The organism is Litoreibacter ponti, assembly GCF_003054285.1.
In the GTDB taxonomy this organism is placed as follows: Bacteria; Pseudomonadota; Alphaproteobacteria; order Rhodobacterales; family Rhodobacteraceae; genus Litoreibacter; species Litoreibacter ponti.
Map to the genome: position 1 here is coordinate 44,496 of NZ_QBKS01000001.1, position 23,938 is coordinate 68,433.

The window sequence follows — 23,938 nt, forward strand, 5'->3', positions numbered from 1 at the left end:
ACGAGCGTGTCAGCGCAGGTTCATGCGCAGGGCCGCGGCGGTCGCAAAGGGCAGCAGCGCCGCGCATCCGGCGGTGATGGCGGCCACGAAGAGAAGCGGGGTCGTGGCGGCAAGCCCGTCCGCCCCGCGCCGCACGGCCTCCGCCCCGAAGATCAGGGTCGGCATGTAGAGCGGCAGCACCAGCAGCGAGATCAGCAACCCGCCACGCTTCAACCCGACTGTCAGCGCCGCACCGAACGTGCCCAGCATCGACAATGCGGGCGTGCCAAGCGCAAGAGAGGTGATCAGCCAGGCCGTCGCCTGCGCATCCATGTTCAGCAAGACGCCCAGGACGGGTGCCGCGAGCGTCAGTGGCAGGCCGGTGGTCAACCAGTGGGACAGCGCCTTCAGGGTTGCCGCCGCCTCCAGCGGGAGCGGGGAGGTCGCGAGCAGATCCAGTGTGCCGTCCTCAAAGTCGAGCTGAAAGATACGGTCGAGCGACAGCAGGCAGGCCAGCAAGGCCCCGACCCAGAGGATGCCCGGCGCGATGCGCGACAGCATCTCGGCATTGGGGCCGACGCCGAACGGGACGAGCACCACGAGGATCAGGAAAAAGGCAAGGCCAAGCCCAAAGCCGCCGCCCACGCGAATGGCGAGCATCAGGTCGCGGCGCAAAAGGGCAATCACGACAAGGCCTCGTCTAGAAATGGATCGCTTTCGGGCGCGGCTGCGCGTGTAGCCTTGAACTGCCCGACATCGAGCACGCGCGCGGCGGGCAGGCCAAGATCGATATGGGTCGCGATGATCGCAGCGCCGCCGGCGTCGAGATGCGCGGTCACGGCCGCGGCAAAGCGGGCGACGTTTTCGGTGTCGAGCGACACGGTCGGCTCATCCAGCGCCCAAACGGGGCGGCCCGTCAGCAACAGACGCGACAGCGACAGGCGTCGCTTTTGCCCCGCAGACAGGTCTTGCGCACGTCGCGTCAGCAAGTCGCCCAGGTCGAAAGCCTCTACTGCTGGCCGGATGTCGCCGGTGCCGAAGATGTCGGCCCAGAATTGCAGGTTCTCGGCAACGCTCAGCTGTGCCTTCAGACCGTCGGCATGGGCCGCGTAGGCAACGTCATCGCACGATGTGTTCAGCGTGCCGGAAACCGGGGGTGTCAGCCCTGCGAGACAGCGCAGCAAGGTGGTCTTGCCCGCGCCGTTGGGTCCGCGCAGAATCAGCGCCTCTCCGCCGCTGACGGAGAAGCAAACGTCGGACAAAACCGTCACCGGGCCGCGCCTGCAGGCCAGATTTTGCACGCTGAATTCCATGGGTTAAGCCGTAGCGCATCACTTTGGTGCCGGAAACAAAGAAAAATGTATGCAATTGCATACAATTATGATGTCCGGGGCGTTTTGCCCCCTTGATCGCCTGAAAAACTTGGGGCATCACCACATCTGAACAGCCCGAATTCACATAACCTCAGGAGCTTTGCCTATGCCCATCGTCGTCGGACATGATACCTCGAAAACGCGCCGGACGCTCAAAGCGGGCGGCAAGACCGTCGCCTATTACTCCATCAAGGCGGCCGAGGAGGCAGGGCTGGGTGAGTTTTCGAACCTGCCCGCGGCGCTGAAGGTCGTGCTGGAGAACATGCTACGCTTCGAGGATGGCAAGACGGTCTCCGTCGACGACATCAAGGCGTTTTCCGACTGGGGCAAGCAAGGCGGCAAGAACCCCAAGGAAATCGCCTATCGTCCCGCGCGCGTGTTGATGCAGGACTTCACCGGCGTGCCCGCAGTGGTCGATCTGGCCGCGATGCGCGACGGGCTTGTGGCCCTTGGTGGCGACGCGGAAAAGATCAACCCGCTCAACCCGGTCGATCTGGTCATCGACCACTCGGTGATGATTGACGAGTTCGGCAACCCGCGCGCCTTCCAGATGAACGTGGACCGCGAATACGAGCGCAACATGGAGCGCTACACGTTCCTGAAATGGGGCCAGTCGGCCTTCAACAACTTCCGCGTGGTGCCGCCCGGCACCGGCATTTGCCACCAGGTGAACCTCGAGTACCTGGCCAAGACCGTTTGGTCCGACACCGACCAGAATGGCGAAACGGTGGCCTACCCGGACACGCTCGTTGGCACGGACAGCCACACCACCATGGTCAACGGCGCGGCTGTTTTGGGCTGGGGTGTTGGCGGGATCGAGGCCGAGGCCGCCATGCTGGGCCAGCCGATTTCCATGCTGATCCCCGAAGTGATCGGGTTCGAGCTGACCGGCGCGATGATGGAGGGCACCACCGGCACCGATCTGGTGCTGAAGGTGGTCGAGATGCTGCGCGAGAAGGGCGTGGTGGGCAAGTTCGTGGAATTCTACGGCAAGGGCTTGGACAATCTGCCGCTGGCCGACCGTGCGACGATCGCCAACATGGCGCCGGAATATGGCGCGACCTGTGGCTTCTTCCCGATCGACGACGAAACGCTGCGCTATCTCACCAACACCGGCCGCGAAGAAGAGACGATCGCGCTGGTGGAAGCGTATGCCAAGGAGAACGGCTTCTGGCGCGACGCGGATTACGCGCCGATCTACACCGACACGCTGAGCCTCGACATGGGCACCATCGTACCTGCGATTTCCGGCCCGAAGCGGCCGCAGGACTACATTGCTCTGGACCAGGCCGCGACGAGCTTTGCCGAATATGTCAAAGGGCAGCGCCCAGAGCCGTCGGCCAAACGCGAAGAAATGGCCGAGTGGACAGGCGAGGGCGGCCAACCCGCGCCGCACCATATCCCGGGCGATATCGGCCACCACAATGCGGCCGCGGTCAAAGGGCAGGATTACAAGCTGCATGACGGCTCCATCGTGATCGCGTCGATCACGTCCTGCACCAACACCTCGAACCCGTATGTGATGATCGGGGCCGGTCTGGTGGCGCGCAAGGCCCGCGAAAAGGGCCTGACCCGCAAGCCATGGGTGAAGACCTCGCTTGCGCCGGGCAGCCAGGTGGTGTCCGCCTATCTGGAGGCCGCGGAGCTGCAGGAAGATCTCGACGCCATCGGCTTTAACCTTGTGGGCTACGGCTGCACGACCTGCATCGGCAACTCCGGGCCCATCGCGCCGGAGCTGTCGGAGGCGATCAACGAGGGTGACCTGATCGCCACGTCGGTGCTGTCGGGCAACCGCAATTTCGAAGGCCGCATCTCGCCCGATGTACGTGCGAACTATCTCGCCTCACCGCCGCTGGTCGTGGCCTACGCGCTGGCGGGCGACATGAATGTCGACATCACCAAGGAGCCGCTGGGCCAGGATCAGGACGGCAATGACGTCTACCTCAAGGACATCTGGCCGACCTCCAAGGAGATTGCCGATCTGGTTGAGAAGACCGTGACGCGCGAGGCCTTCCAGGAGAAATACGCCGAGGTCTTTACGGGCGATGAGAAATGGCAGGGGGTCGAGACGACTGACAGCCAGACCTATGACTGGCCTGCGACCTCGACCTATGTGCAGAACCCTCCTTACTTCCAGGGCATGGACAAGGATCCGGGCGTGATCTCGAACGTCGAGGGCGCCAAGGTGCTGGCGGTTCTGGGCGACATGATCACCACCGACCACATCTCGCCCGCGGGCTCGTTCAAGGAAAGTACGCCCGCCGGGCAGTATCTGGTGGAGCGTCAGGTCGCCCCGCGGGAGTTCAACTCCTATGGATCGCGTCGCGGCAACCACGAGGTGATGATGCGCGGCACATTCGCCAACATCCGCATCCGCAACGAGATGCTTGATGGGGTCGAAGGCGGCTACACCAAGGGCCCCGATGGCTCGCAGATGTCGATTTTCGATGCCGCGATGGCCTATCAGGAGCAGGGCACCCCGCTGGTGATCTTCGGTGGCGAGCAATACGGTGCCGGGTCCTCTCGCGACTGGGCGGCCAAGGGCACCGCGCTTCTGGGCGTGAAGGCCGTGATCGCCGAGAGTTTCGAGCGCATCCACCGCTCCAACCTCGTGGGCATGGGCGTGATCCCGTTCGAGTTCACCGGCGGTGACACGCGCAAGTCCCTTGGCCTGACAGGCGAGGAGACGGTGAGCATCACAGGGCTCGAAGGCGATCTGCAACCTTTGTCCGAAGTGCCCTGCGAGATCACCATGGCGGACGGCACGGTGAAGAACATCACTCTGAAGTGCCGGATCGATACCGCGATCGAGAAAGAATATATTGAGCATGGCGGCGTGCTGCATTACGTGCTGCGCGATCTCGCAGCCGCGTAAGGTTTTCGCCCGCGTATGATCTGGCCCGCCCCAGGTTGATCCTTGGGGCGGGCCTTTTTTGTGCCCGGGCGAGGAGGGTCAGGCTTGGCCTTTGCGCCGACAGCCTGCATTGTGGACCCTATGAAAGGTTTCCCCGATCTTCCGCCGCTCTGGCTTGTGCTGTTTCTGATGATCAACTGGGCGGTCTCGACCGCAATCCCGGGCAATCCAAGCGCGCCGGTGCTGGATTATGTCAGCTGGGGGCTGATCGGGCTGGGCTTGGCGTTGATCGCGTGGTCGGCCATCTGGTTTTGGCGCCGCAAGACGCCGATCGAACCGCACCACACGCCGAAAGCCCTGATCGTCGAGGGTCCGTACCGTGTCTCGCGCAATCCGATTTATCTGGCGCTTGTCATCATCCTTGCGGGTGCCGTGATCGGGCGCGGCCAGCCGGTCTGCCTGATTCTCGTGCCGCTGTTCTGGGGCACCCTGAACCGGCGCTTCGTACTGCCCGAAGAGCAAGGGCTGCGCGATGCATTCGGCGCAGAGGCCGAGGCCTATCTGTCGCGCACGCGCCGCTGGATATGACAAAAACTCGCAAAGGCTTGATTGGTGTGTGCACGAATGCGAGCCTAGATAGGGCACACACGCAAAAGGGACGATTTCCTCACATGCTCAAACGCCTGACCGCCGCCGCGCTTGCCGCGCTCGTTCTGACCCCTGCGACCGAGGCTACGGCCGGGGGGCCGGTTGTGGTCGAACTTTACACGTCGCAGGGCTGCTCGTCCTGTCCGCCTGCCGATGCTCTTCTGGGCGAGCTGGCAGAGCGCGAAGACGTCATCGCCTTGAGCCTGCATGTGGACTACTGGGACTATCTCGGCTGGGTCGATGCCTTCGCCGATCCCGCCTATACCGCCCGCCAGCGCGCCTACGCCAAAGCCGCGGGCAGCACAATGATTTACACCCCGCAGATGGTGATCGGCGGGCGCGACCAGATTGTCGGCACCAAGGCGATGAAACTCGCGGCCCATATCGACAAGCACAAGGCGCAGGCCAATCCCGTGGATTTGAAACTCGCGCGCGCTGGCGACACGCTCGAGATCGAAGCGGTGCCGGCGGCCAATGTGCCACGCGGCATGGTGATCTTCCTTGTTCGCTACACGCCGCAGCAAAGCGTCAAGATCAAGCGCGGCGAGAACGCGGGCCAAGACCTGACCTATCACAACGTCGTCGACAGCTTCATGGCGATCGGCAAATGGGACGGGGGCAAGCCACTGTCGATTACCGCTGATGCACCGGGCGAGACGCCCGCGGTCGTCATCATTCAGGACGGCGCGTCCGGTCCCATTTTGGCCGCCGCGCGGGTCGACTGACGCTCCGCCGCGCGCTCTGGCTTCCAGCGCCGGTGTATCCAGAACCACTGCTCCATATGCTGGCGCACTAGCGCCTCTAGGCTGTCATTGAGCGCTTGGGTCATTTGCACCGGATCGGTGTGTGGGATCGGCGCTTCGCAGATCACCTCGAAATCGAGACCATTGGGCTGGCGCACGCCGTAGACGGGAACAACGAGGGCGTCATATTTCAGCGCGAGCTCTGCGGCGGACAGCGCGGTCGGGGCGGGCTTGCCGAAGAAGTCCAGATCGGCCCCGTCGCCCATGTATTGATCCATCAGGAACCCGGCCATGCCGCCGCCGCGCAGGAATTTGATGAGGCCGGATAAGCCTTTACGTCCACGCGGAAAAACCGGCTCGCCGATCTTCGAGATTGCCGCGACATAGTGCGGATTGAAGAACCCGTTGTTCATTTCGCGGTAAAGCGCGCCCACGTTGAAGCCTGCCGCGATCAGCGCCGCGCGCGGCGCGTCGTAATTGCCGAAATGGCCGGTGACTAACACCACCGGACGGCCTGCTTTGTGGGCCTCGCGCAACGCGGCAACCCCATCACCTGTCAGCGGCGCATGCTTGAAACGGTCGGTAAAGCCGCGGCCCGAATATATCTCGATCAACGTGCGGCCCGCATTGTCCGGCACGGCGCGCACGAGGCGCTCGACCTCCGACGCAGGCAGGTCCGGCAGGACATAGGCAAGGTTCTCGCGCACGCGTTTGGAATAGCCTGCAACCGGAGCCACGATGCGCGAGACGATCCAGCCCGCCATCGGGACGCGCGCGCGATAAGGCACCGCCAGCGCCAGTCCAATGATGCCACGGATCGCCAGATTTGCGATGAAATCGGGCGCGCCTCTGCGCCCTGCCGCGGTGCTGCCTAGTGCCATGGTCTAGCTCGCTTTGACGCGTGTTTCCCGGTGCCAGACATAGAGCCCGGCCCCCACGATCACAAGAGCGCCGACATAGACCGGCCCGTCGGGGTAGTTGGCGAAGAACACGATCCCCCAGATGGTCGAGAACACCAATGCCACGTAAGTGAACGGGGCCAGCAGCGATGCAGGCGCCATCGAAAGCGCGCGGATCAGCAAGAGCTGCCCCATGGTGCCAAGTAGCCCAACGCCCAGCATCCATGGCAGATCACCCAACTCCAGCGGCTCCCAAAAGAACGGGACGATCGCGCAAAGAACCACGGTGGCGACGCTGCCGGTATAAAAGAGCGAGGTCCACACGTCCTCGCCATGGCCCGCGTACCGGGTCAGCAGCGCGTAGGTGGAATAGCACGCGACACCGCACAAGGTCAGAAGCGCGTAGGGCGTGAAGGCCTCTGTGCCGGGGCGCAGCACGATCATCGCGCCCAGGAAGGCGACGCCCGCCGCCGCCGCGCGGCGCATCCCGAACCGCTCGCCCAGAAAAATCGCAGCCCCGATCATGATCACCACCGGGCTGATCTGCATCAGCGCGGTCGTCTCGATCAGTGACATCTTGAGAAAGCCAAAGAAGAAAAAGCCCGTCGTGCAGAGCAGCATGAAGCCGCGCAGCACTTGCAGACCCAGCCGCTGCGTTTGAACGACACTGCGCAGGCGCGGGGCGACCAGAAGCGTGACCACCACCATCTGCACCGTGTAGCGCGCCCAAAGCGTCTGGATCGTGTCGACGCGGGTCGACAGCGCCTTGGCGCAGACATCCATCAAGGTGAACATGAGCGTGGCCGCGACCATCAAGGCGATGCCGCGAGCGATATTGGTTTGGGCCATGGGCTACGGCGCTTTGGGCAACCCGGTGCCGATCATGCTGTCGCGGGTCACGAGCGCGGCCAGCGCCGCCTCGTCGAGGCCGTCGGTCCCGGAAGGCCGGGCAGGCAGCACGATGTAGCGCATATCTGCGGTGCTGTCATGGACCCGAAGGGTCTTGTCTGCGGGCAAATCCACGCCAAACTCGCGCAGCACAGCGCGCGGCTCGCGCACCGCGCGGGAGCGGTATTCGCGGGTCTTATACCAATCGGGCGGCAGCCCCAGCAGGTTGCGCGGGTAGCACGAACACAGCGTGCACACGATCAGGTTGTGTACGTCCGCGGTGTTCTCCACCGCCACCAAATGCATCGGTCCGATGTCGAACCCCATCTCGCGCGCCGCGTCCGATCCGTTTGCCAGTAGCCGCGCCTTGAAATCCGGGTCGGTCCAGGCCCGTGCCACCACAGCCGCCCCGTTCGCGGGCGAACGTGCATCCATCGCATCGACCTGCGCCTGAATCTGTGCCGCCGTCAGCTCGCCTTTCTCGACCATCAGCTCGCGGATCGCGACCTCCATGGTCTGCCAATAGGTCAGCGGCCCGTCATTGTCAGCGCGATAGGGGTGGCCCGAGGGCGATAGGTGATCATGGTCGTGATGGTCATGGGGCATCTTGGTCGATCCAATGCTCGTAAATCTCGGCGTCCAGCGTGTCTTGCGGGGCTTCAGCGTCCGGCCAGATATGGCCCATCTCGAAACGGACGCGATACAGGACACGCTCCGGCGCGGGCACCATGTAGGCCAGCTGTTCGGGGTTTTTGAACGGGCCGAGAACCCGCTCGATCACGCCCTCGCGCCCACGCAGGTAATGCGGCGTTCGGATATGGCCCGGCGGCGCCATGCGCTTGATCTTCACACGGGTTCCGGGCGTGAGACTCACGACTGCGCCGCCCCGTAGGTGTCACCGCGCGCCTTCACCTCTTCCATCTTGGCGCCGAGCTCGGTTACCGAATAAACGCCAGCCTCCAGCAGATTCTGGTTCAGCGCGGCGACCCAGCGTTCGTAGTAAGTCATGGTCTCGAAGGCGTCTTGGCCCATGTCCTCCAAGGCGCGGCGCAGCCCGTCCACGGTGAAATGCCCACGGCCCTGACCCAGGATCACCAGCGCGTCAACGCGCTTTTCCCAGATCGCGAAATCGTGGCCGTCCTGGGGGACCGGTCCGGCAGCATCGCCGCCCATGTCGTGCCAACGGCGCTCGGGATGCTCCATCATCTAACCTTTCGCCAACGCGTCGATTTGTGGCCCCATATGGGGCATGGGGAAGCCAGCTTGTTCCAACGCCGCCAGAATGCGCGGGGTCGGTTGCTTGCCCGCCTGCGCCAGCCCCCACACGATGGCCGACCGTGTGCCAGATGCGCAATAGGCGAGAACCTTGCCCTCGACCTGCTGGCCCGCGACGTTTTCCATGGTCAGCTGCCCCATCACCACCGGGTTGTCCGAAAAGCTGAGCCCTGCGTCTTTCGCAGCGGCCTCGATGTCAGAGGGCTTATCGCCGGGCATGCTTTCCATTTCGGGGCGGTTGCAGATGATATGGGTGAAGCCCTCGGCCTTGATCGCCTCGAGATCGGAGGGATGGATTTGCGGGCTGACGGCGAAGTCGGGGGAAAGCGTGCGGATGTCCATGAGACTTCAGATACTGTGGGCAGGCGGTCCCGTCCAGAGCTTGCGAACCGGGGGCAGGGCGGCCATGCCCGCGCACATGGAGGCGAAGAACAGCGCCCCGTTCCACCCGCCAAAGGACAGCGAAGCCACCGCGGGCCCGGGACACAGCCCCGCAAGCCCCCACCCTGCGCCAAACAGAACCGAGCCTGCGATCAGGTCCGGCGACAATCTGGTCTCGGGGCGCGCGGGTGCTGTGCCGCGTGCTTCGGCCAGCCGCCAGGCGAAGAACATCGGGATGATCGCCCCGCCCATCACGAAGGCCAGCGTCGGATCCCACGCGCCGAAAATGTCGAGCCAGCCGATCACCTTGCGCGTATCGGTCATGCCGGAGACCAGCAATCCGGCCCCGAAGAGCCCGCCTGCGAGAAGAGAAACCAGAACCCTCATTGGAATAGTCCTCGCATCGCCACGACCATCACCGCGCCCGCCAACAAATAGATCAGCGTCGCTACGATGCCGCGCGGGCTGAGCCGCGAGATGCCGCACACGCCGTGCCCCGAGGTGCAGCCATTGGCCAACCGGGTGCCGAAGCCCACCAAAAGCCCCGCAGCTACAACCGTCGCGACGTTCGAGGTCAAATGCGTCTGAGCCCCGCCTTGCACTGCGACAATGACAGCGGGCACGGCGATCAGTCCGGCGACAAAGGCCAACCTCTCGCCCGCGCGCCCGGAGCCGTCGACAAGGCCCCCCAAAATGCCCGAGGCCCCCATGACCCGGCCGCCCAGCAGCAAGTAAATCGCAGCCGCCGTGCCGATCATCAGCCCACCGACAAGTCCCATCATCCAATCCAGTGGCATCTGCTCCCTCTCTCTCTTCTTTTTGCTATTGGGGCTGCGTCACAGCCCGTTCACCGGCACCTTCAAGAACACTTTGCCGTCCTTATCCGGCTCCGGCATGTTGCCCGCGCGCATGTTGACCTGCAGGGACGGCACGATCAGCTTGGGCATGCCCAGCGTCGCGTCGCGCCCCTCCCGCAGGGCCACGAAGTCCTCGCGGCTGACGCCGCCGCCGATGTGAACATTCGACTTTTTCTCTGCGCCAACCGTGGTTTCCCACGCAAACTCGTCGCGGCCCGGGGCCTTGTAGTCATGGCACACGAAGATGCGGGTCTCGTCGGGCAGCGCGAGGATCTTCTGTATTGAATCATAGAGATCGCCCGCCGAGCCGCCGGGAAAATCGCAGCGCGCGGTGCCGAAATCGGGCATGAACAGCGTGTCGCCCACGAACGCCGCATCGCCGATCACATAGGTCATGCAGGCGGGCGTGTGGCCTGGCGTGTGCAGCACATCCGCGCGCATCTGGCCCACATGGAAGCTGTCGCCCTCGACAAACAAGCGGTCAAACTGTGACCCGTCCCGCTGGAACGCCGTGCCCTCATTGAACACCTTGCCGAACGTGTCCTGCACGGTCGTGATCTCGGCCCCTATGCCGATCTTGCCGCCAAGCCGCTCCTGCAAGTAGGGCGCGGCGGACAGGTGGTCGGCATGCACATGGGTCTCGATGATCCATGCCACGTCAAGCTTCTCGGCCTGCACGTAAGCGATGATCTCATCGGCAGAGGCGGTATCCGTGCGCCCGGACGCGTAGTCGAAGTCCAGCACGGAATCCACGATGGCGCAGGCCGCGCCTTGCGGGTCTCGGACCACGTAGGAGGCCGTGTTGGTGGCCTCGTCGAAGAAGGCTTTGACGTCGGGGGTCATGGAGAAGCTCCTTACGTATTCATTTAGACGAATATGATGTCTTGCGGTCTCGCGTCAAGCCGTCTTCGCAAACCTTTCCACCAGAAAAGCCTCCAGCGCGGCGAAGGCGCGGGCATCGGCCTGCGCGCTATAGGCCATGCCGTCTTCCGGCGACTGCGCGGCGGGGTTCGTGAAGGAATGCCCGGTGTTGCCGAAGGCCAGCATCTGCCAGTCGTCGCACACCGCGTTCAGCTCTTGGGACAGGGCCAGTACCGCGTCGGGGGTCGCCAGTGGATCGTCCCAGCCATGCAACGCCAGGACCGAGGTGTTCATCTTGGCCGATCCGCCCTCCGGCGCGTCGAACAAGCCGTGGATCGGTACGACGCCTGCCAAGGGCTCGCCAGAGCGCGCGAGGTCCAGCACCGCCTTGCCGCCGAGGCAAAACCCAATCGCCGCGACCCGGCCTGGGTCCGCGCCTTCCAGACCGCGCGCGGCCTTCAGCGCCGCCACCATCCGTGCCCCGAGGGCAGGGCGGTCGGCCTGCAACTCGCCCATCTTCGCGCTGGCAGCATCGCGATCATCCGTTCGCCAGCCGCCGCCGTAATAGTCGACCTCGACCCCGATGTAGCCTAGCGACGCGATGTAGCCGGCCTTGGATTTCGAGAACGGGCCGACGCCACCGAAGGCGGGCGCAACCAATACGACCGGGCGCGGCCCGTCGCCCGCCGGTCGGAAGACCGTGCCGACACATTCGACATCCGCCGTGTAGCGCAACTCCTCCATCATATCTTCTCCTGCGTGTATTTCTTCAGCTCCGCCCGGGCGACCTGTCGGCGGTGCACCGCGTCCGGGCCATCGGCCAGACGCAAGGTGCGCAGATGCGCCCATTGCCGCGCGAGCGGCGTGTCCTGGCTGATGCCGGCAGCGCCGTGCATCTGCATGGCCTGATCGGTGATCTCGAGCGCGATGCGCGGGGCTTCGACCTTGATCTGGCTGATCCACGGCGCGGCGGCCCGCGCGTCGCCCTGATCCATCATCCACGCCGCCTTCAGGCACAACAATCGCGCCTGCTCGATCTGCATCCGAGCGTTGGCGATGTAGTCGAAATTGCCGCCCAGCTGCGCCAGTGGTTTGCCGAACGCTTCGCGGGCCAAGGCGCGGCGGCTCATCAGCGCCAGCGCCTTCTCCGCCATGCCAATGGCGCGCATGCAATGGTGGATACGTCCCGGCCCAAGCCGCCCTTGGGCGATCTCGAAGCCGCGACCCTCGCCCAGTAGCATGGCAGAGGCGGGCACGCGGACATCGGTGAAGCGGATATGCATGTGGCCATGGGGGGCCTCGTCGTCGCCAAAGACCTGCATCGCGCGCAGCTTCTCGATACCGGGCGTGTCCGAGGGCACAACAATCATCGAATGCTGCTGGTGGCGCGGCCCCTCCGTCGCCGTGCGCACCATGACGATGTAGACCGCACAACGCGGATCGCCTGCGCCGGTCGCCCACCATTTCTCGCCATTCAGAACGTAGTCATCGCCGTCCCGCACACAGGACAGCGCGATATTCGTGGCGTCGGAGGACGCAACATCGGGCTCCGTCATAAGGTAGGCCGACCTGATCTCGCCCGCCAAAAGCGGCTCCAGCCAGCGCGACTTCATGTCGTCGGAGCCGTATTTCTCGAACACCTCCATGTTGCCGGTGTCCGGCGCGTTGCAGTTGAAGGTCTCGGGGGCCAGATGTGCCTTGCCCATCTCCTCGGCCAGATAGGCGTATTCCACTGTCGAAAAGGCGTGGCCGGTCACGGGCGACCACAGGTTCCACAGCCCCGCGTCTTTCGCCTTGCTCTTCAACCCCTCGATGATTTCAAGCTGCCGCGCGTTGTGGGTCCAGCGGTCCCCCACCTCGACTTGCGCGAAATACTCGGCGTCGAGCGGGGCGATCTCGTTCGAGACCATGTCCGCAACCTCGCGCAGCACGGGGGCGAGCCGTGCACTGATGCCTAGATCCATCCGAAACCTCCCTTGAACTGGCCATGAGGGTCGACGCGCGCGGGGCGCTTGTCAATTGCACAAAGCGGGGTAATGTCGGGCCATGGGTGGAGCCGCGGAATTAACCATTAAGGATGTCGCGCCGTATCTGGCGGAGCAGGTGCCGGACCTGGGGGGCGTGCAGCGGCTCGACAAGTTCTCCACCGGGCAATCGAACCCGACCTACAAGCTGGTCTGCGACAGCGGCGCGTATGTGTTGCGCGCCAAGCCGCCGGGGGTTCTGCTGCGCTCTGCCCACCTCGTCGAGCGGGAATATCAGGTGATGCGGGCGCTCGCCCTCACGGATGTGCCCGTGCCCCGCATGGTGCATCTGGCGACCGACGAAACCTCGCCCATCGGCCGCGCCTTCTTCGTCATGGATTTTCTCGACGGGCGCATCTTCTGGGATCCGGCTTTGCCGGAGCTGGACCCGGACGCACGCGGACAGATTTATACGGCAATGGCCGACACGCTCGCGGCGCTCCACAGCGTGGATGTCGACGCCGTTGGGCTGTCTGACTTCGGCAAACCCGGAAACTACTTTGCGCGCCAGACCGACCGGTGGTCGCGGCAATACGTGGCCTCGGTCGAGACGCCGGACCGCGGCATGACCGGCCTGATGGCCTGGCTGGAACTGCATCAGCCCGAGGATGATGGGCAGGTCGCGTTGGTCCATGGCGACTACCGGCTCGACAACATGATTTTCGCGCCGCAAGCCCCTGACGTCATTGGACTTCTGGATTGGGAGCTGGCGACGCTCGGGCACCCGCTCGCGGACTTGGCCTATCAATGCATGCAATGGCGGCTGCCGCATGCGGGCGGCATGCGCGGGCTTGGCGGCGTGGACCGGGCAGCGCATGGGCTGCCTGACGAGGACGCCTACGTGGCGCGCTACTGCGCCGCACGCGGCATCGCGCGGCCCGACAACTGGGCGTTTTATCTGGTGTTCAGCTACTTCCGGCTCGCCTCGATCCTGCAAGGCGTGGTCGCGCGGGCCGAGGGTGGCAACGCGTCGAACCCGGAGGCCGGTCGGAAATACGCCGCCGCCATCCCGGTGCTGATCAAACAGGCGGTGGACATAGCGCAGGAAGCAAGCGAAAAAGCCCTATGAAACAGGCTCCTAAACATCCCGTCCGGCTCGAGCGGCAGGGCAGCATCGCGCTCATCGTGATCGAAAATCCGCCGGTCAACGCCCTCGGTGGGGCCGTGCGGCGCGGGATCGCGGCTGCGTTGAGCGCGGCAGAGGCCAATCCGCTTGTGACGGCCATCGTGATCTGTGCCAACGGACGGACTTTCCCCGCCGGCGCCGATATCCGCGAGTTCAACCAGCCCGCGCAGGAACCCGGTCTGGGCCAGCTCTGCACCATGATCGAGACGTGCAGCAAGCCAGTCGTCGCAGCGCTGCACGGCACGGCGCTGGGCGGCGGGCTGGAGCTTGCGATGGGCGCGCATTTCCGCATCGCCTCAACCGACGCGCGCGTCGGCCTGCCCGAGATCAACCTTGGCATCCTGCCCGGCGCGGGCGGAACCCAGCGGCTGCCGCGCCTCGTGGGCGCGGAGCTTGCGATGGACATGATGCTGGCGGGCGCGCCGGTCAGCGCGGGCATCGCCGCCGAGATGGGGCTGATCGACCGCGTCACCGGCGGCGATCTGCGCGAGGCGGCGGTCGCCTTCGCGCGCGAGCTTTCCATGCCGCATCCCACTGCGGAGCAGCGCGGGCAATTCTCTGACGCGAACGCGTATATGGCCGCCACCAAAGCGCGTCGTGCGGAGCTTAAGCAAACAGGGCAGGCAAGCCGCGCGGCGCTGAAGATCATCGATTGCGTAGAAGCCGCCCTTCTGGTGCCGATCGAGACCGGGCTTGAGATGGAGCGCGCGGCGTTCGAGGAATGCCTCCGCTCCCCCGAAAGCCAGGGCATGCGCCACGCCTTCTTCGCCGAGCGCGCCGCCGCCAAGTTTCCCGAAGACGCGCCGCCACGCGACATCTCCCGCATCGGCATCGTCGGCGGCGGGATGATGGGGGCGGGTATCGCGATTGCATGTCTGCAGCGCGGCTTCGACGTCACACTGGTCGAGCAGGGCGAAAGCGGCGTGAACACGGCGCTCGAGCGGATCGGCACCCATTACGAGCGCGCCATCGCCAAGGGCCGCCTGTCCGAGGCGCAAGGTGCCGCCGCGCTGACGCATCTGCAGCTCACGACCAAGCTCGACACGCTGGGCGACGCCGATGTGATCATCGAGGCGGTGGGTGAGGATGAAGAGCTAAAGCTCAGAATTCTAAAGGAAATCGGCGATCAGGCGCGACAGGGCGCGGTGCTCGCGACCAATACGTCCTATCTTGATCTGATGCGCCTCGCGCAGGCCACTGGCAGGCCAAATGACACCGTGGGTCTGCATTTCTTCGCACCTGCGCAGGTGAACAAGCTGGTGGAGGTCGCCGTGCATGACGACGCCGACGCCTCCGCGGTGAGCACGGCGCAGGCGCTGGTCAAACGGTTGGGCAAGGTGGCCGTGCGGGCAAAAGTCTCAAGCGGCGTCGGCGCGGGATACATCGGCAACCGCGTGCTGGAGGCGTATCGGCTTGCGGCCGATATCTTGCTTGAAGAGGGCGCGACACCCCAGCAGATCGACACTGCGATGCGCGGTTTCGGCTTCAAGATGGGGCCGTATCAGGTCGCGGATATGTCGGGGCTCGACATCGCCCACGCCCGGCGTCAATCCAGCCCGCGCGATGCTGACGCGCGCTATGTCGAGATCGCCGACAAGATCGTGGCGCAGGGCTGGCTGGGGCAGAAGACCCATCGCGGCTACTACGTCTACCCGGAAGGCGCGCGCGACGGTGTGCCCAATGGCGATGTGCTGAAGCTGATTGCGGCGCATAGGGCCGAAAACGGTATCACGGAGCAGTCCTTTACCGAAGCCGAGATCCGCGACACGCTGTTGCTGACCATGGTCAATGCCGGAGCGCAGCTTCTCACCGAGGGTGTCGCCGCGCGCCCGGGCGACGTGGACACGGTGATGATTCACGGCTTCGGCTACCCGCGCAGCCGCGGCGGGCCGATGTTCGAGGCGGACACGACCACGCCCGCCCTGATCATGCGCAGGCTTGAGGCGTTACAGGCGCAAGCGCCGAATTTATGGACGCCCGCGCCGCTTCTGCGCGAGCTGGCCCGCGAGCGCCGCAAATTTGCTGATCTGAACTGAATATATATCTTGCAATGACGCCTGCGCCTTGCCAGTGTCGATGCCAATGCTGCCAGGAATACGTATTCACACCCGATAAAGCGAGAATTTCGCGCCTTTCGAGACGTAGCGTTCGACAGGGGGTGAATGTGCATCCTAGGCTGCTGAGGAAGACAGGAGGCGTGGCAAACGGCCCGCCCCACACCAGGGAGAAGACCTTATGAAACATTTCAAACTCGCACTGCTGTCAACGGCCGCAGCTGTCTCGTTCGGAACCATGGCGGCGGCGGATGGCCATGCCAAATGCGGAATCGAAGCGGGCCGCGTCAGCATCGTCGGCAACGAATTCCCGGCGATCCAGACCATCGGGGCAGGGGCCATGGCCTGCGCCTCCGACACGGTCGAGGTGAAGACGAACCTCACCGCCGATCACCAGAAGATCAACGTGGCCGGCATGTCGGGCAACCCGGCGGAGTACACCACCGCCATCGTCGCGAACTCCTCGATCGTGGCGCTGATGAACGAAGATATCATCCGTCCGCTCGATGATCTGGTGGCCAAGCATGGCGACGGCATTCAGGCCAACCAGCTGATCACCGTGGGTGGCAATATCATGGCTGTGGCCTTCATGGCGAACGCGCAGCACCTCGTCTACCGCGCCGATATCCTGGCCGAGGCCGGGGTCGAGCCGCCGAAGACCTACGAGGAGATGCTGGCAGCGGCCAAGGTCATCAAGGACAAGGGCCTGCTGGAGAACCCCGTGGGCGGAGCCTACAAGGCGGGCTGGAACCTCGCCCAAGAATTCAACAACATGTATATCGGCTATGGCGGGGAGTTCTTTAAGCCCGGCACGGCCGAGGTCTCCATCAACAACGAGCAAGGCGTCGCCGCGCTTGAGATGATGAAGTCGCTGTCGGAATACATGAACCCCGACTTCCTGACCCACGATTCGAACCTGACCTCGGCAGAGTGGAAGGCCGGCAACGTGGCGCTGATGAATATGTGGGGCTCGCGCACCGGCGCGCTGGTCGACGCCGAGGGCACCGCGCCCGAAGTGATCGAGCACACGGCCCTTGGATCCCCCATGACCGTGGGCGGTGGTGATATCGCTGCCACGACGCTGTGGTGGGACGGCTGGACCGTGGCCAAGAACATCTCCGACGAGGACGCCGAGGCGACCTTCCTCGCGATGAAGGCCGCGATTGATCCGTCGATCCTGAACGAAGAAACCTCGCCGCAGGCCGTTTGGCTGATCGAAGGCTACGAGCCCACCGCGCAATCCGCTGGTGTGTTCGGCGCGGTCGAGATGGCCTCCAAGCCCTACCCGATGCTGCCCTACCAGGGTCTGCTGCACACCGCGCTCGGCGCCGAGCTGGCGGACTTCATGCAGGGCAAGGAAAGCGCCGAGCAGGCGCTGGCCGATGTCGAGGCCGCCTACACGGCAGCCGCCAAGGAAAACGGCTTCCTGCAGTAAGCAATCCATACCGGGGGCGGTGGCCATGAGCGCGGCCGCCCCCGGACCACGCCCTTAGGGGCAGGGCGAGGCGCTTCGGGGGATACGCCATGAAACACCGCACATTCTTCTGGTTTTTCCTGCCCACCGGGCTTGCGATGCTGCTGTTCATCGCGCTTCCGATCATCTCCGTGCTGATCCAGTCGGTTTACGCCCCCCACGAGGCGGTGCTGATCACCGTCGAGAATTCCGGCCCGTTCGGCACAACCACTTCCACCACAATCGACCAGCAGGCGACCGAGGCGCTGCGCGCCGCAGAGCCGCTGGGCCGGTTCGTGGGGCTTCAAATCTATCTCGACCGCGGGCATCTGGCCTTTGGCGAGGTCGCCGAGCTGTGGCGCACCACCGACAGCTGGGGCACCTTCTTCTCGCGCCTTGGCAACCTGCCGTTCTACCGCGCCATGGCCTTCACGCTGACCTACACGTTCACCGCCACGCCGCTGCTGATCGTCTTCGGCTTCATCATCGCGCTGGCGGTCAATTCGCTGCATCGCCACCTCAAGGGACTGGTGATCTTCTTCTCCCTGCTGCCGATGATCGTGACGCCGATCATTGGCTCGCTGATCCTGTTCTGGATGATCGACAGTCGCGGGGTGATTGGCTCGCTGATCCAGTATCTTGCCGATGATCCGAACCTCAGCCTCAAGGCGTCCACCCCGCTGGTCTGGATATCGATTATTGTCTACGGCATCTGGCATTCCGCGCCCTTTGCCTTCGTGGTGTTCTACGCAGGCCTGCAGACGTTGCCCCAGGACACGCTCGAGAGCGCACAAATCGACGGGGCCACCCGCTGGCAGCAAATCCGCTACGTGGTGATCCCGCATCTGATCCCGCTCGTGACCTTCGTGGCGTTGATCAAGCTGATGGACAACTTCCGCGTCTTCGAGGAAATCGTGGGCTTCAACGCCGAGGCCCACGCGACCTCGCTCAGTTGGATCATCTACAATGATCTCGGTGGCGAGACGCGGCTGCTCTCTTCGGCCTCCGCCACCTCCGTGCTGACGATCATCGGCGTCGCCATCCTGCTCTCGCCGGTGCTGATCCGCACCTGGCGCGACTTCAACGCAAAGACCCACTGATATGTCGCGCGCCCAACGCAAAAGCCCCGCCCTTCGCATCAGCCTGACGCTGTTCCTGGTGATCTGGCTGTTCATGGCGGCCTTCCCGTTCCTGTGGACGCTGTGGGGGTCGTTCAAGGTCGAGCTCGACTTCTTCTCGATCACCGACTGGACCGACGCGCTGACCGGTCCGCGGACCGAAGCGACCTATGGCTCGCCCTTCACCGGCGCGGGCTACGAGGGCGCGTGGATTCAGGAAGAGTTCTGGCGCGCGGCGATCAACACTACGCTGGTTTGCATCTTCGTGGTCTGCACCTCGCTCACCATCGGCACGCTGGGCGGCTACGCCCTGTCGCGCTCGGGCAACAAATACGTCTTCTGGCTGCTGATCACCGCGCTGATCTTTCGCGCCATGCCGCCGATCACGCTGGTGGCGGGCTACCTGTTGCCGTTCTTTGAATGGAACCTCTGGGGCCACTTGGCCACCACGGTGATCGTGCTGGTGGCGATCAACCAGCCATTCACGCTGTGGATGCTGCATTCCTTCTTCACCAAAATTCCCAAGGATCTGGACGAGAGCGCCATGGTCGATGGCTGCACCCGCTTTCAGGCCTTCCGCCATGTGATCATCCCGGTCATGTGGCCCGGCGTGATCACCACGGGGCTGTTCTCGTTCCTGCTCGCCTATAACGACTTCGCGGTCACCGCGATGCTGCTCTCGAAAGAGAACCAGACCATGGTGCCCAAGATCGCAAGCTTCCTTGGCACTACCCAGACCGAGGGCAACGTCATGTTCGCCGTGGCCTCCGTGGTCTCGGCCACCGCGCCGCTCTTCGTGCTGGTGCTCTTCTTCCAACGTCAAATTGTCTCCGGCCTGACCGCCGGTGCCGTGAAAGGCTGATCCCATGGCAGAGATCGTGCTCAAGAATATCAACAAGCGGTGGGGCACCTTCATCGGGGTGAAGGATTTCGACCTGACCATCGCGGATCGCGAGTTTCTGGTGCTGCTCGGCCCTTCGGGCTGCGGCAAGACCACGACAATGCGCATGATCGCGGGGCTGGAGGACCCCACCGAGGGCGACATACTGATCGACGGAAAACGCGTTAACGATATGGAGCCCAAGGACCGTGACATCGCCATGGTGTTCCAAAGCTACGGGCTCTACCCGAATATGAATGTCTACGAGAACATTCGCTTCCCGCTGAAGGTCCGCAAGGTGCCGGAGGCCGAGCATAAAGAGCGCGTCATGCGCGCCTCCGCCATGGTGGAGCTGGACGAGTTCCTGCACCGCAAGCCCGCCGCTTTGTCCGGCGGCCAGCGCCAGCGTGTGGCGCTTGCCCGTGCCATCGTGCGCGAGCCGAACGTCTTCCTGATGGACGAGCCGCTGTCGAACCTTGACGCCAAGCTGCGCGTCTCGACCCGCGCCCAGATCAAGAACCTCAGCCACGAGCTGAAAGTGACCATGATCTACGTGACCCACGACCAGATCGAGGCGATGACCCTGGCCGACCGCGTCGTGGTGATGGAGAAGGGGATCGTCCAGCAGGTCGGCACGCCGACCGAGATCTATGACAACCCGGCCAACACGTTCGTGGCCAGCTTCATCGGCAACCCGGCGATGAATCTGATCGAGGGCGAGATCAGAGATGGGGTGTTTTCGGCTCCGAATATCACCGTGTCGCGCCTGTCCGCTGCCGATGGAAAAGTGACGCTCGGCTTCCGCGCCGAGGATGCCGCCATGACCGATGGCGACGGCGAGGTATCGGCCCCGGTCTACTCGATGGAGCTTCTGGGGGACGCGACCATGGTTACCGTCCGATCCGGCTCGTCGCTGATGGCGATCAAGGCAGGCAAGGAGTATCGCTCCGAGATTGGCGCACAAGTGAAGGCGTCTGTGCCGGCTTCGATTTGCCACCTCTTCGATACGGCTTCCGGCGCGCGGCTCTGAGCGGGGGAAAGCCGCGTCGACGCGGCTTTTGGAAACCGTCTTGCAAGACGGTTTCAGACGCGAATTCGAATTCGCGTCAGGGAAGGCCGTTCGCACGGCCTTCTGCCCCGCCTTGAGTGACGGCGTTAACATTTGCCGTGCCCGACAAAAGTCCGACTAAAAGCCGACAGATGTCCGACAGCGTTTTTGGGGCTCTCGCAGAGGGCCGTTAACCCTTTTTCACACCATTTGCCCGCGCCACGAAGTCCACCAGATGCGGCACGTAATCTTCCGGCCCATCCCCCCCGGTGTTGACCGCCAAGGCGTAGGAATTCTTGATCGCAGCCCCCATCGGATTGGCGGCACCAGCCGTGTCCGCCATCGAGGCGAGATAACGCATGTCCTTGTAAGCATTGGTTAAAGTAAACTTATGCGCGTTTTTATTCCCCTCGACGGCGTAGCCCATGAAGGTCTGATAGAACCCGCAATCCATCCGCGATCCACGGATCACGCTGTCAAACTGCTCGGTGGTGATGCCGGACTTCTCTGCCACCGCCAGCGCCTCCGCATAGAGCGCGCCGTATCCCATGGCCAAAAAGTTGTTCAATAACTTCATCTTATGCCCCGCACCCGACGGCCCAAGATGCACTATGTCCTTGGCCCAGGCCTGCAAAATCGGCCTGATCCGCGCGAAGACCTCCGCCGACGCCCCCACCATGGTCGCCAACTGTCCCGACTCCGCTTGAACCGGCGTGCCGCCCAAGGGCGCGTCAGTCATGTGAAACCCTGCATCTTCAAGGCTTTGCGCCAGTTTCTCCGTCGATCCGGGGTCGGAGGTGGAGCAGTCGACAATCACCGATCCCGCCTGCATATGCGGCATCATTTCGGCCACGATCGCCTCGACCTGCGGGCTGCCGGGGGCGCAGATGTGAATGACCGTCGAGCTGCGCGCGATGTCGGCCAAGGTGCCCACTTCCGACGCTCCCAGCGAAACAAGGTCTTCGACCGGCGCGCGGTTGCGGTGCGCAATCACGCTAACCTCATGGCCTGCTTGCAAAATATTCTTGGCCATGCCGTGGCCCATCAGGCCCACTCCGACAAATCCGACGCGCTCTTTGGTCATTGCATTTCTCCCTTTCGCGGCGGAGTGTGACCCCGCCTGCACCCAGATGACAAGGAGAAAGCCATGCCCGAATTCGCGACCTATCCCAGTTTGAAGGACAAGCGCGTACTGATCACCGGCGGCGCATCGGGCATCGGCGCGTTAACCGTTGAAGCCTTCGCGGAGCAGGGCGCAAAGGTTGCCTTTCTGGATCGCGACGCGGATGCGACTGCTGCCTTGGCCAAGGCGACGGGGGCGGCTTATCGGCTATGTGACCTGCGCGATATCGACGCGACCCAGACCGCGATTTCCGAGCTATCCCAAAAGCTTGGCAGTTTCGAGGTACTGGTCAACAACGCGGCCCGTGACGACCGCCACGACTGGCGGGAGGTGACGCCGGACTATTGGGACGAGCGGATGGACACCAATTTGCGGCACATGTTTTTCGCGATGCAGGCCGTCGCGCCGGGTATGATCGAGGCAGGCGGAGGCAGTATCATTAACCTTGGGTCCAACTCCTGGTGGGAGGCCGTCGGCAACTTCCCCGCCTACGCCACCGCGAAAGCTGCGGTCCATGGCCTGACCCGCACCATGGCGCGCGATCTGGGCGGACACCGCATCCGCGTGAACACAGTCGTGCCGGGTTGGATCATGACCGAGCGTCAGAAAGAGCTGTGGGTGACCCCGGAAGCCATTGAGAATCATCGAAATAACCAATGCCTGCCCGATCTGATCGAGCCGGTTTATGTCGCGCGAATGGTGTTGTTTCTGGCGTCCGACGATGCCGCGATGTGCACCGCGAGCAACTACATGGTCGAGGCGGGCTCGATCTAGCGCAGGATGATCCCAATTACGACCATCATCAGCCCCACGGAGGCGAGCAATAACGCGCCGAGGTTGGCGCCCATGGTCGATTGAAGCACCGCATGCAGCTCTTCGTCACTCAGGCCCTGCTTTTTGGCCCTCGCGACTTTGACGATGCACCATCCAAGGCCCAGTAGACCCATGACGGTGATGATCGTTCCAAGCGGGATGAGATTGGCCATGTTGCGCTCCTGTCGTGCTGCGCTTCGCCTAGCGCAGCGGCAGCGCGCGCGCAACCGAAAGGCTCTTGAAGCGCGGGCAGGGGCCTTGTATCCGAAGGACCTTCTGCCTCGTTTTTCTTTTAAGGAGCCGCGCCCATGTCCGACACTTCCGACGTTGATAGCACTTACCGTGTCACAGCAGATGAGCTGCGCCAGTTTGTCGAGCGGTACGAGCGTCTTGAGCAGGAAAAGAAGGATATCGCCGACCAGCAGAAAGAAGTGATGGCAGAAGCCAAGGGCCGCGGCTACGACACCAAGGTTCTGCGTAAGGTGATGGCGTTGCGGCGTCGCGATCCGCAAGAAATCTCGGAAGAAGAAGCGGTGCTGGAGCTTTACAAAGAAGCGCTCGGGATGTGATCCGTCAGGGCGTCACAAATGTGACGCCGGGCATACGCTCCAATTCCTCGAGATCGCGTTCGTAGAGCTCGGTCATCTGCGCCACGTAGCTTTCGGTCCAGCCGGGCAGATCGATCTCCTGCTCCATGTTCTCGGCCCCGAACTTGTCGAGGAACGCCGCAATGATCCGCTGCCTTTGGCTTTCCGATTTCGGGGGATGGGAGGCCAGATAGGCTTGCAGCCGGTTCAGCCCGCCACGTCCCATGATCGTACCCAGAAACTCATTCACGCCCTCGTAGACAAAGCCATCCGCCGGTCGCGCAATCTGGTCGAGCACGCGCGGCCAGATCATCGGGGTGTCTTCGTTGCACCACACGTCGATGGGGGCATCGGGAACAGACTGGCGGATCCTGCTGATCATTTCCGACCAGCGCACGGCCATCGGGTCGACCCCGCTTAGAAACAGCTCGAAATTGGGCTCCTGCGCCCGCTCGAAGATCGCAGGAATGAAGGTTGCGGGATCGCGCAGCCCGATGCAGATGCGCAAATCCTGACGTGAGAACAAGTTGCGCAGCCGCGCGGCCTTGAGCCCGGCCATCGGGTAAAGCACCCCGTCGCCCAGCACCCGGCCCGCGACACATAGGAAGCTTTCATGGCTCAGGATCACCCGTTCGGCATTGTCCTCATCCATGATGAGATCAAGCAGCGTCTCCTGCGTCTCGAGAGGGGCAACATCGCCGATGAGCGCCTGCATGGTTTCTCTGATCGCCGGCCGATACCGGGAGGGCTCAGGCACGACGATCCCCTGCCGCGCCAACGCGTCACGGTTTTTGTAGAAGCATTTCAGAAGGTTGTCTTCATCCGTGCTGTGCGCGCCGATATGTAGAACGATTTCCATTCAGGTCGGGGAACTCTGCAACTTGATCCGTTTGGGACTGTTTAACCGCTCGAGGGTGGCAGGACCAATGCGAATTGCTGCAGCTCTCAACAGGT

The 23,938-nt window shown here is 63.6% G+C and carries 27 protein-coding genes; 11 read left to right on the forward strand and 16 right to left on the reverse strand.

Going from position 1 to position 23,938, the window contains the following annotated elements; genetic code table 11:
• Positions 1-9: 9 nt before the first annotated feature.
• Both ccmB and ccmA read right to left on the reverse strand, forming a co-directional pair.
• Positions 10-666: a heme exporter protein CcmB gene (gene ccmB, locus C8N43_RS00280; RefSeq protein WP_107843708.1), complete on the reverse strand. Its 657-nt coding sequence runs from the start codon at positions 664-666 to the stop codon at positions 10-12.
• Positions 663-1,292 (reverse strand): heme ABC exporter ATP-binding protein CcmA, encoded by a 630-nt coding sequence (gene ccmA / locus C8N43_RS00285; protein ID WP_107843709.1) that lies wholly within the window; start codon positions 1,290-1,292, stop codon positions 663-665. Before ccmA ends, ccmB begins: the two co-directional genes overlap by 4 nt.
• A 166-nt stretch (positions 1,293-1,458) precedes the next feature.
• Here ccmA and acnA point away from each other — a divergent pair, with 166 nt between their 5' ends.
• The 3 genes from acnA (at position 1,459) to C8N43_RS00300 (ending at position 5,579) form a co-directional block, all read left to right on the forward strand.
• Entirely contained in the window at positions 1,459-4,227 is a 2,769-nt protein-coding gene (acnA, locus tag C8N43_RS00290; RefSeq protein ID WP_107843710.1) for an aconitate hydratase AcnA, read from the forward strand.
• A 120-nt stretch (positions 4,228-4,347) separates the two neighbouring features.
• Entirely contained in the window at positions 4,348-4,794 is a 447-nt protein-coding gene (locus C8N43_RS00295; RefSeq protein ID WP_146174134.1) for a methyltransferase family protein, read from the forward strand.
• 83 nt (positions 4,795-4,877) lie between these two features.
• Positions 4,878-5,579 (forward strand): DUF1223 domain-containing protein, encoded by a 702-nt coding sequence (locus C8N43_RS00300; protein ID WP_107843712.1) that lies wholly within the window; start codon positions 4,878-4,880, stop codon positions 5,577-5,579.
• On the opposite strand, the gene C8N43_RS00305 is transcribed toward C8N43_RS00300, so the two are convergent.
• From C8N43_RS00305 to C8N43_RS00355, 11 genes are read right to left on the reverse strand one after another with little or no spacing between them, the layout of a single operon-like run.
• Entirely contained in the window at positions 5,531-6,478 is a 948-nt protein-coding gene (locus C8N43_RS00305) for a lysophospholipid acyltransferase family protein (protein ID WP_107843713.1), read from the reverse strand. The two genes, C8N43_RS00300 and C8N43_RS00305, sit on opposite strands and share 49 nt — an antisense overlap.
• 3 nt (positions 6,479-6,481) lie before the next feature.
• Entirely contained in the window at positions 6,482-7,345 is an 864-nt protein-coding gene (locus C8N43_RS00310) for a DMT family transporter (RefSeq protein WP_107843714.1), read from the reverse strand.
• 3 nt (positions 7,346-7,348) lie between these two features.
• A complete protein-coding gene (nthA, locus tag C8N43_RS00315) occupies positions 7,349-7,990 on the reverse strand; it encodes a nitrile hydratase subunit alpha (RefSeq protein WP_107843715.1) in 642 nt (213 codons plus the stop codon).
• The gene (locus tag C8N43_RS19855) at positions 7,980-8,258 is read right to left on the reverse strand and encodes an SH3-like domain-containing protein (protein ID WP_281257860.1); all 279 of its coding nucleotides are present in this window, start codon (positions 8,256-8,258) and stop codon (positions 7,980-7,982) included. Before C8N43_RS19855 ends, nthA begins: the two co-directional genes overlap by 11 nt.
• Positions 8,255-8,590 (reverse strand): SH3-like domain-containing protein, encoded by a 336-nt coding sequence (locus C8N43_RS19860; protein WP_281257861.1) that lies wholly within the window; start codon positions 8,588-8,590, stop codon positions 8,255-8,257. The genes C8N43_RS19855 and C8N43_RS19860 overlap by 4 nt, the downstream gene beginning before the upstream one ends.
• On the reverse strand, positions 8,591-9,001 hold the full coding sequence (locus C8N43_RS00330; protein ID WP_107843717.1) for a protein tyrosine phosphatase family protein: 411 nt from the start codon (positions 8,999-9,001) through the stop codon (positions 8,591-8,593).
• A gap of 6 nt (positions 9,002-9,007) precedes the next feature.
• On the reverse strand, positions 9,008-9,427 hold the full coding sequence (locus tag C8N43_RS00335) for a DUF6691 family protein (protein WP_107843718.1): 420 nt from the start codon (positions 9,425-9,427) through the stop codon (positions 9,008-9,010).
• On the reverse strand, positions 9,424-9,837 hold the full coding sequence (locus C8N43_RS00340; RefSeq protein WP_107843719.1) for a YeeE/YedE family protein: 414 nt from the start codon (positions 9,835-9,837) through the stop codon (positions 9,424-9,426). The genes C8N43_RS00335 and C8N43_RS00340 overlap by 4 nt, the downstream gene beginning before the upstream one ends.
• 39 nt (positions 9,838-9,876) lie before the next feature.
• Positions 9,877-10,740: an MBL fold metallo-hydrolase gene (locus C8N43_RS00345; protein ID WP_107843720.1), complete on the reverse strand. Its 864-nt coding sequence runs from the start codon at positions 10,738-10,740 to the stop codon at positions 9,877-9,879.
• A gap of 54 nt (positions 10,741-10,794) precedes the next feature.
• Positions 10,795-11,505, reverse strand: a complete 711-nt coding sequence (locus C8N43_RS00350) for a dienelactone hydrolase family protein (RefSeq protein ID WP_158269877.1) — start codon at positions 11,503-11,505, stop codon at positions 10,795-10,797.
• A complete protein-coding gene (locus C8N43_RS00355) occupies positions 11,502-12,722 on the reverse strand; it encodes an acyl-CoA dehydrogenase family protein (protein ID WP_107843722.1) in 1,221 nt (406 codons plus the stop codon). Before C8N43_RS00355 ends, C8N43_RS00350 begins: the two co-directional genes overlap by 4 nt.
• Positions 12,723-12,804: 82 nt before the next feature.
• Between C8N43_RS00355 and C8N43_RS00360 the strand changes: the two genes are divergently transcribed.
• The 6 genes from C8N43_RS00360 (at position 12,805) to C8N43_RS00385 (ending at position 20,443) form a co-directional block, all read left to right on the forward strand.
• Positions 12,805-13,851, forward strand: coding sequence for a phosphotransferase (locus C8N43_RS00360; protein WP_107843723.1), 1,047 nt, complete (start codon positions 12,805-12,807; stop codon positions 13,849-13,851).
• Positions 13,848-15,944, forward strand: coding sequence for a 3-hydroxyacyl-CoA dehydrogenase NAD-binding domain-containing protein (locus C8N43_RS00365; protein ID WP_107843724.1), 2,097 nt, complete (start codon positions 13,848-13,850; stop codon positions 15,942-15,944). Before C8N43_RS00360 ends, C8N43_RS00365 begins: the two co-directional genes overlap by 4 nt.
• Positions 15,945-16,143: 199 nt before the next feature.
• On the forward strand, positions 16,144-17,397 hold the full coding sequence (locus tag C8N43_RS00370) for an ABC transporter substrate-binding protein (protein WP_107843725.1): 1,254 nt from the start codon (positions 16,144-16,146) through the stop codon (positions 17,395-17,397).
• A gap of 89 nt (positions 17,398-17,486) precedes the next feature.
• Positions 17,487-18,515 carry a carbohydrate ABC transporter permease gene (locus C8N43_RS00375; protein ID WP_107843726.1) on the forward strand — a complete coding sequence of 343 codons (1,029 nt, stop codon included), beginning with the start codon at positions 17,487-17,489 and terminating at the stop codon, positions 18,513-18,515.
• Position 18,516: 1 nt separating this feature from the next.
• Positions 18,517-19,395: a carbohydrate ABC transporter permease gene (locus tag C8N43_RS00380; RefSeq protein WP_107843727.1), complete on the forward strand. Its 879-nt coding sequence runs from the start codon at positions 18,517-18,519 to the stop codon at positions 19,393-19,395.
• Between the two features lie 4 nt (positions 19,396-19,399).
• Positions 19,400-20,443, forward strand: a complete 1,044-nt coding sequence (locus C8N43_RS00385) for an ABC transporter ATP-binding protein (RefSeq protein ID WP_107843728.1) — start codon at positions 19,400-19,402, stop codon at positions 20,441-20,443.
• A gap of 208 nt (positions 20,444-20,651) precedes the next feature.
• On the opposite strand, the gene C8N43_RS00390 is transcribed toward C8N43_RS00385, so the two are convergent.
• Entirely contained in the window at positions 20,652-21,587 is a 936-nt protein-coding gene (locus C8N43_RS00390) for an NAD(P)-dependent oxidoreductase (RefSeq protein WP_281257863.1), read from the reverse strand.
• A 21-nt stretch (positions 21,588-21,608) separates the two neighbouring features.
• On the opposite strand from C8N43_RS00390, the gene C8N43_RS00395 reads away from it, so the two are divergent.
• Positions 21,609-22,358: an SDR family NAD(P)-dependent oxidoreductase gene (locus C8N43_RS00395; RefSeq protein WP_107843730.1), complete on the forward strand. Its 750-nt coding sequence runs from the start codon at positions 21,609-21,611 to the stop codon at positions 22,356-22,358.
• Here C8N43_RS00395 and C8N43_RS00400 read toward each other — a convergent pair.
• Entirely contained in the window at positions 22,355-22,570 is a 216-nt protein-coding gene (locus C8N43_RS00400) for a hypothetical protein (protein WP_107843731.1), read from the reverse strand. The two genes, C8N43_RS00395 and C8N43_RS00400, sit on opposite strands and share 4 nt — an antisense overlap.
• A 135-nt stretch (positions 22,571-22,705) precedes the next feature.
• Between C8N43_RS00400 and C8N43_RS00405 the strand changes: the two genes are divergently transcribed.
• Entirely contained in the window at positions 22,706-22,966 is a 261-nt protein-coding gene (locus C8N43_RS00405) for a DUF2312 domain-containing protein (RefSeq protein ID WP_107843732.1), read from the forward strand.
• 4 nt (positions 22,967-22,970) lie between these two features.
• Here the strand turns inward: C8N43_RS00405 and C8N43_RS00410 are convergent, their stop codons facing one another.
• Positions 22,971-23,843, reverse strand: a complete 873-nt coding sequence (locus C8N43_RS00410) for a hypothetical protein (RefSeq protein WP_107843733.1) — start codon at positions 23,841-23,843, stop codon at positions 22,971-22,973.
• Between the last annotated feature and the right edge of the window lie 95 nt (positions 23,844-23,938).

Excerpts from the sequence above, each read along its gene's own strand:
- ccmA (WP_107843709.1), bottom strand. The coding sequence starts at position 1,292 with ATGGAATTCAGCGTGCAAAATCTGGCCTGCAGGCGCGGCCCGGTGACG.
- acnA (WP_107843710.1), top strand. The coding sequence starts at position 1,459 with ATGCCCATCGTCGTCGGACATGATACCTCGAAAACGCGCCGGACGCTC.
- C8N43_RS00295 (WP_146174134.1), top strand. The coding sequence starts at position 4,348 with ATGAAAGGTTTCCCCGATCTTCCGCCGCTCTGGCTTGTGCTGTTTCTG.
- C8N43_RS00300 (WP_107843712.1), top strand. The coding sequence starts at position 4,878 with ATGCTCAAACGCCTGACCGCCGCCGCGCTTGCCGCGCTCGTTCTGACC.
- C8N43_RS00305 (WP_107843713.1), bottom strand. The coding sequence starts at position 6,478 with ATGGCACTAGGCAGCACCGCGGCAGGGCGCAGAGGCGCGCCCGATTTC.
- C8N43_RS00310 (WP_107843714.1), bottom strand. The coding sequence starts at position 7,345 with ATGGCCCAAACCAATATCGCTCGCGGCATCGCCTTGATGGTCGCGGCC.
- nthA (WP_107843715.1), bottom strand. The coding sequence starts at position 7,990 with ATGCCCCATGACCATCACGACCATGATCACCTATCGCCCTCGGGCCAC.
- C8N43_RS19860 (WP_281257861.1), bottom strand. The coding sequence starts at position 8,590 with ATGATGGAGCATCCCGAGCGCCGTTGGCACGACATGGGCGGCGATGCT.
- C8N43_RS00330 (WP_107843717.1), bottom strand. The coding sequence starts at position 9,001 with ATGGACATCCGCACGCTTTCCCCCGACTTCGCCGTCAGCCCGCAAATC.
- C8N43_RS00335 (WP_107843718.1), bottom strand. The coding sequence starts at position 9,427 with ATGAGGGTTCTGGTTTCTCTTCTCGCAGGCGGGCTCTTCGGGGCCGGA.
- C8N43_RS00340 (WP_107843719.1), bottom strand. The coding sequence starts at position 9,837 with ATGCCACTGGATTGGATGATGGGACTTGTCGGTGGGCTGATGATCGGC.
- C8N43_RS00345 (WP_107843720.1), bottom strand. The coding sequence starts at position 10,740 with ATGACCCCCGACGTCAAAGCCTTCTTCGACGAGGCCACCAACACGGCC.
- C8N43_RS00350 (WP_158269877.1), bottom strand. The coding sequence starts at position 11,505 with ATGATGGAGGAGTTGCGCTACACGGCGGATGTCGAATGTGTCGGCACG.
- C8N43_RS00355 (WP_107843722.1), bottom strand. The coding sequence starts at position 12,722 with ATGGATCTAGGCATCAGTGCACGGCTCGCCCCCGTGCTGCGCGAGGTT.
- C8N43_RS00360 (WP_107843723.1), top strand. The coding sequence starts at position 12,805 with ATGGGTGGAGCCGCGGAATTAACCATTAAGGATGTCGCGCCGTATCTG.
- C8N43_RS00365 (WP_107843724.1), top strand. The coding sequence starts at position 13,848 with ATGAAACAGGCTCCTAAACATCCCGTCCGGCTCGAGCGGCAGGGCAGC.
- C8N43_RS00370 (WP_107843725.1), top strand. The coding sequence starts at position 16,144 with ATGAAACATTTCAAACTCGCACTGCTGTCAACGGCCGCAGCTGTCTCG.
- C8N43_RS00375 (WP_107843726.1), top strand. The coding sequence starts at position 17,487 with ATGAAACACCGCACATTCTTCTGGTTTTTCCTGCCCACCGGGCTTGCG.
- C8N43_RS00380 (WP_107843727.1), top strand. The coding sequence starts at position 18,517 with ATGTCGCGCGCCCAACGCAAAAGCCCCGCCCTTCGCATCAGCCTGACG.
- C8N43_RS00385 (WP_107843728.1), top strand. The coding sequence starts at position 19,400 with ATGGCAGAGATCGTGCTCAAGAATATCAACAAGCGGTGGGGCACCTTC.
- C8N43_RS00395 (WP_107843730.1), top strand. The coding sequence starts at position 21,609 with ATGCCCGAATTCGCGACCTATCCCAGTTTGAAGGACAAGCGCGTACTG.
- C8N43_RS00400 (WP_107843731.1), bottom strand. The coding sequence starts at position 22,570 with ATGGCCAATCTCATCCCGCTTGGAACGATCATCACCGTCATGGGTCTA.
- C8N43_RS00405 (WP_107843732.1), top strand. The coding sequence starts at position 22,706 with ATGTCCGACACTTCCGACGTTGATAGCACTTACCGTGTCACAGCAGAT.
- C8N43_RS00410 (WP_107843733.1), bottom strand. The coding sequence starts at position 23,843 with ATGGAAATCGTTCTACATATCGGCGCGCACAGCACGGATGAAGACAAC.